Source organism: Oleiphilus sp. HI0080 (assembly GCF_001635135.1).
Genome location: NZ_LWFU01000487.1, coordinates 1 through 6,002 on the forward strand (window position 1 = coordinate 1; position 6,002 = coordinate 6,002).

Below are 6,002 nucleotides of genomic sequence, written 5' to 3' on the forward strand. Positions count from 1 at the left end.
TGACTTTTACACGACACAGGCTGCACTCGCCTGAGCGGCAAGCGTTTTCGACAAAGTAGCCATTGCGCTCCAAGCTATTAAGTAAGGGCTCACCAACCTCAGCCTTGAACTCACCTTTGCCACGTACCTTGACCGTTATTAAATCTTGTTCTTTTCGATCTGCAGGCCAATATTGCAAAGCACTTGGATTTTTTGGAGGGCCATTACACTCAATGCGAATTCGTTTGTTCTGAACACCCAGCTCATTCAGTTGCGCCTTGCAGAAGTCATTGAATGGTGTAGGCCCGCAAACATAAAACATGGCCTCATCGACGCCACCAATGGCTTCGTTAATCCGTTCGCCGGTTAGATAACCCGTTAATCCTTCAAAGCCTTCACTTGGACGCGACACCACTTCCGTGAGATGAAAGTTGTCGTGCTTTTCAGCTAGCGCTTGAAAGGTATCTTGGAAGATCACATCGTTCGCAAAGCTGTTGCCATACACTAGGTAATAATCAGCATCGACACCGCGATTCAATACACTCTCAATCATCGAGCGTGCAGGTGCACCACCAGACCCACCCGCTAAGAAGACAAGTTTCTTCCCATGAATAATCGGGTTGTAGTAGAAGGTCCCCATTGGGCTTGTCGCACTAAACTCTTGTCCCGCGGACACCTGATTCAACAAGTAGTTCGTTACAAAGCCGTTCTCAACAATCTTAATCGTCAGATCGTAGTAATCACGATGCGTTGGGCAAGACGAGATCGCGTAAGGACGCGCCGTCTCAACGCCATCAATAGTCACAAACAGATTGATGTACTGACCTGCCTGAAAAGGTGGCAGCTCGCCCTTGGTGCTGACCATACGAAACGTTTTTGTAGATGACGTTTCTTGGAAGATATCCATGACTTCCAGCTGCAAGCGCTTAGGATGCAGCTTGGCAATTTCAGCACTGTTTTTTCCCTTGCTTTCGCTAAAGTCAGTTCCAGTGCGTTCGCGTTCTGCAATACGCTCTCGGCCTTCCACATAGCCAACAAGGTTTTTGAGTAGTTCGTTTTGCTCAGGCATGTGTCGTCTCCTGTTGCGTTTGCACTGTTCTGCTCTGTTCTGACAATGATTCGCCCATGCCGTGCGCTTTTAGTTTCTTCAACACCGCTTTGGCCGTGGATTGTCCAACCATATAGGTTGGTTGAAAGCCACCCATCCCCTGCCAGCAACCCGCCATGTGCAAGCCATCCACCTGGTCATAGCGTGGCCGGTGTATCTCTCCGTCTTCCGGATTTTGCACAAAACCATAAATCGACCCACCCGGCGTGTTTAAGTAACGCTGCATGGTGAGCGGTGTTGCCACCTCGATCTCTTCGATATGCGCGCGAAATCCAGGGAAGAACGCCTCCGCCTGATCAATCAAATATTCAGCAAAGGCATACTTGGTTTCAGCATATTTTTCGACAGGCACATCTTCCCAAACTTTGCCGTACTGCAAACACAACAGCGAAACCTGACTCTTGCCCGGAGGCGCAAAGCTTGGATCATCCACGTTATAGCAAGTGAGCATGGTCGCAACCGGAGGGTTCATGGTGTGCATGGTCTCGTGCATCAAATCTTCGTCTGTTGTGGTCGACATGAACGTGGACGCGTTATGGATGCCAATGACATCCGGCGTGCAATCAAGACCAATATAAAGGCAAAAAGCAGACGTGCCGATTTCGCGCGATTTGAAGTCTTTGGAAATTTCGCCTGGAAGATTCGGCGTGTCGAGAAGATCCACAAAGGTCACCACCGAACTTGCGTTCGAGATCACTTGAGAGGTCTCAATCCGCTCTCCATGCTCCGTGATAACACCAACAACGCGCGGTTTGCCACCTTCAGCAACCGCACTCTGATCGGTGACAATCTGTTCAACCGCGCAGTTAAACTGAACATCACCACCGGCTTCTAAAAACGATTCAAGCAAACCGTTCGATAGCGCCTGTGAGCCACCTTTAATATGCCAAGGCTTAAACACCCCATAGGCATAGAGCATCATCGCCAGATCAACGAAGTTAATATCTTTTGGGGCCTGCCCCAAGTAGCACCAGTAAGCGGCTAGCAAGGTTTTGATGTGTTCGTTATTGAAATGCTCATCAAGAATATCTTTAGCACTGCGCAAGCCATGCTCAGCATAATGCTTACTGTTCTTCAGCAGCATCTCTTCGCTGTTCATTTTCAGCGCGGCTTTAAATCCCATAAAACTCTCAAGTACAACACGCTCACAAAGCAGCATGAAGTCTTTCACGCCCTGCTCTTCTTCAGGAAAGTGTGTGATTAGGGTATCTCGAATTCCGCTCCAACTAGCCGGCAGCGTGATGTCGAATTCGTCTTTCACCGCCATGCGATAGAGCTGATGCTCCTGTACAAATTCCACTTTATCGAGCACGCCGAGCTCACGGAAAATTTTACGCATGATGAACGGCTTCTCTTCGGTACCGAGCCCACTGAACTGATGCAAGGCAACCTCAAATTCATAGTCGCCACGGACAAAAGAAGTCGCGCAACCACCAGGTATATTGTGTCGTTCAAGCAGCAAGGTCTTCGCGCCACCGCGCGCAAGTGTTGCCGCAGCCGTTAGACCGCCATTACCCGCCCCAATGATCACTGCATCGTATTGGCTCATCACCCTCTCCCATCTCAAAATTCTCAACAACGCCACAACTATACAACGTAAAGTTATTGCATGTATACAGTGTAAAGTTAAGAATTTTCATTTGTTTGATGTGGTTTTGATATCGGACCTAGCGTTCAGTTTAGGTGAGCCTACCGACAGACATGATTGTGACGCTGCTTTTAATGAAGCTGATGCTAATAGAACTCGTGTTAATAGAGGCCGAGCTTTAGACTGATGTGAACCGCCAAGTTATCCGCAGCGTAATTCTTAATAATCTCGGAACTAACGTTATCTTTAACCTTACCCTCAATTAGGAGTTAATATTTTGTCCCACAACCCAGCAGAAGAAAAAGTAAAGAAGCTTAAAAACGCTATTCTTGGGCACAGGCTCCCCTGCCGAGGCTGCACCAGCGACTGCAGCAATTACGCAACGTGTGACGGCAAGCCTTGGAGAATGACGCCTTCAACTCCTGAAAAGCACTAAACACTCCATCACGCCAACCTACCAAGCACTGTGTGGCCTCCGCTAGCTACCTAACAGTGTGGTAGCTAGCGGTTAGTTAGGTAGCTAGCGGACCCTTAAAGTGACCCACAGCGTGTGTTTTCTTCTAAATTCGATAATGGTCACACAGAGGCCAGAAAAGCCAATAACGATTGAGTACTGATGTTTCAAGGCAAATAGTTTTAAAGTATGCACACCCCTCATGAACGAGAGGCCTAAGAATGACTAGTGGCTCAGAGGCAAAACAAAACGAAATTGCGAATCAAATCCGGTCCATTCTCAATCATCAGGTACAGTCTGTTTTAGCCACTCAAGGCCAAGGAGTGCTCTATCAGCATTTGATGGCCTATTCCGCAGTTGATGACCTCAGCTCTATTTACCTTGCCTCGTTCGACAACACACAAAAAGTTCGAAACATCCGCGCGAATCCAAATGTCAGTTTGCTTTGGGATAATCGAACCGGAAACAACAAAGACCACACCGAAGGATTTGCGCTATCCGCGCACGGCTCTGCCGACATTGTAAACACTGGCTCTCGTCCCGATCTCATAGAACAATTACGAAATAGAAATGACAGCCTGACAAAGCTACTCAACGCCGAACAGTCTGTGTTGATCGTGATCAATATTAAGGCCTACCAACTCGCGATCGGATATACACAAACTATGGTATATGAACCTCGTTGAGAATTTAGGAGCTCTTACACATAAACGGGTATTTAGAACTGGCGAGGGCAAACTCTTCATGTTTTTTTGCTGCTTTTCAAAAGCGAACTAAAAAGTTACTAGGCCACCGCCTCGGCTTACACACCAAAGCAGACATCGCCTAAGCAGATAATCTTCATTTGAAATGTGAGAAAAGCAGACCTTCGTGGCTGGATCATTTTGATCTCAGTTCAGCGGTTTCTGAGCATAGCCTTCAAGAGGAAAGGAGACCTCACGGGAGCGCTAGCTGAGTATTGAATTTGTTAGAAAAATGGAGAAATAGCTTGCATCTACAGGGACTAAGATCTTTGTTAGAGTACCAAGCTGATGGGCACATTCGGTGAACAATAAAAAGGGCAGCGATGCAGCTGCCCAGAGATCTCCAATCATTTTTTGAGGGAAGTTACAGTCCCAAAAATGCATTCACTTTCGATTGACTACTAGTTGGCGTCATCACAATCGAGAATGTTCTCCGACAAGACGAAACAGAGTTATCAAGGCTCCAACTTAGATCATTATTGTCGATATAAATACCCTCGAAAACACCTGTATCTGGATTCCATTGATACGATTCTTCTAGCTCCCAATAGTCGCTAAAAATGTCTCCCTCTTGCCCTGTCGGATCCTCATCGGTATACGTCTCACTATTACTTAGCGTTGTCGTCGCAAGATTGAAAGAATAAGTCCAGCTCTCACCGAGATCTTCCTCTTCTGCATTATTGTTGCTATCTAAAACCGTCGCAGTAACCGTATTCCCCTGCCTAACAAGCTCTACCGTGGCCGTTTCAATGTCTCCAACTTGTCGATCTCGGCCTGCGTCACATTGCATAGTTGAAGAGCCACCATTCAAGCTAAAGAATTCTCCTTGAGAATAATTGGTGAGTGTTTCCACCCATGCAACCTCGATCAAGATTGGCTCGTATGACGGCATTGGAGCACGCTCAAAATTAAATTGCTCATCCTCAGAGATGGAGCCATTGTTATTATCGTCCACTTCTATCGTAAGCGTATCTCCGGCTACTTGAGCAAAAATATCAACCTGTCCAATAGAGTCTGTAAGGCCCGTATCGTCATTTCCATCAAAGGTAATTGAAGCAGTAAGTTCGCCAGTTTGAGGGTTAATCGAGTAGGTCCCCCATTCCATCCCACTCACTTCATTAGGGTTTTCAGGGTTTAAAGGAGCAACTTCGTCTATTTCGAGATGCGCATAGGTACCGTTGTCAAAAAACACGAATGCTAATAGCTCATTCGTTGTCTCAGTATTGGTCCAAGCGCCGAGGATACCGGCGTTAGATGAACGAGTGAAATCTGTTGCTTCGCCTTCTTCAATGGTGCCACTATCATTATCATCAACTTGAATGGTAAGTGTATTGCCATCAACTCGAGCAAAAATATCAACTTGCCCGATAGAGTCTGTAAGGCCGGTATCGAAGTTTCCGTCAAAGGTAATCGAAGCTGTGAGTTCTCGAGTTTCAGGATCAATAGAGTAGGTTCCCCATTCCATCCCACTTACTTCATTTGGGTTATCAGGGTTTAATGGAGCAACCTCGTCAATCTCCATATGGACATAGGTACCATCCTCAAAGAAAACAAACGCGAGCAACTCGTTTGTTGTCTCTTCGTTAACCCACACACCAGCGATACTGTTGCTTGGTACAAACACTTCTCCCTCATCAATTAGGGTTCCCTCAAAATGCGCAATGGCTTCGCTTTCCGAAATAAGAGTGGTATTTACTGACCCTGAGTTTGCAATGAAAGTCGTCACTGCGGCGGATGAAGAGAAATCACTAACGCTTACGTCAAAATTAACTTGAGTGGCATTGTTTTTCGCGGTCTCAGTAATCGTAATTCCGTTGTCCGGATCTCCATCTTCATCAATTGACTGTAGTAATCTAATAATATTTACGACAGTAGGGTCGGATGTATCCTCAGTGCCAGCCATGTCCAACGGCGTAACAACGCCGCTAGCAGTAACAGGAGGGAACTCAAGATCTCCGATAAAGAAGGTAACGGTTTCGCCCTCAACGTAATCGTATTGCCCTTGAGAGTCAGTGACTCCCTCAAGGGTTTCTGTCCTGTATCCGATATTGGCCACGGCTTCGTCAAGAAATACACCAATCTCAGTGGTCGGCGCAGACGCAGGATTAGATGAAGACGAGCTTCCGCCAC

The 6,002-nt window shown here is 46.8% G+C and carries 4 protein-coding genes; 1 reads left to right on the forward strand and 3 read right to left on the reverse strand.

Annotated features, from left to right (window positions below):
* On the reverse strand, positions 1-1,048 hold a 1,048-nt coding region (locus A3751_RS10170), incomplete at its 3' end, for an FAD-binding oxidoreductase (protein WP_068455301.1).
* Positions 1,041-2,636, reverse strand: coding sequence for an NAD(P)/FAD-dependent oxidoreductase (locus tag A3751_RS10175; RefSeq protein WP_068455304.1), 1,596 nt, complete (start codon positions 2,634-2,636; stop codon positions 1,041-1,043). The genes A3751_RS10170 and A3751_RS10175, both read right to left, overlap by 8 nt.
* Before the next feature lie 714 nt (positions 2,637-3,350).
* Here A3751_RS10175 and A3751_RS10180 point away from each other — a divergent pair.
* The gene (locus A3751_RS10180) at positions 3,351-3,815 is read left to right on the forward strand and encodes a pyridoxamine 5'-phosphate oxidase family protein (protein WP_082863176.1); all 465 of its coding nucleotides are present in this window, start codon (positions 3,351-3,353) and stop codon (positions 3,813-3,815) included.
* A gap of 421 nt (positions 3,816-4,236) precedes the next feature.
* On the opposite strand, the gene A3751_RS22765 is transcribed toward A3751_RS10180, so the two are convergent.
* The coding region (locus A3751_RS22765) for a hypothetical protein (RefSeq protein ID WP_068455307.1) at positions 4,237-6,002 on the reverse strand (1,766 nt) is incomplete at its 5' end.

What these genes read in the sequence shown, in the direction of transcription:
- A3751_RS10180 (WP_082863176.1), top strand. Translation starts at nt 3,351, where the DNA reads ATGACTAGTGGCTCAGAGGCAAAACAAAACGAAATTGCGAATCAAATC.
- A3751_RS10175 (WP_068455304.1), bottom strand. Translation starts at nt 2,636, where the DNA reads ATGAGCCAATACGATGCAGTGATCATTGGGGCGGGTAATGGCGGTCTA.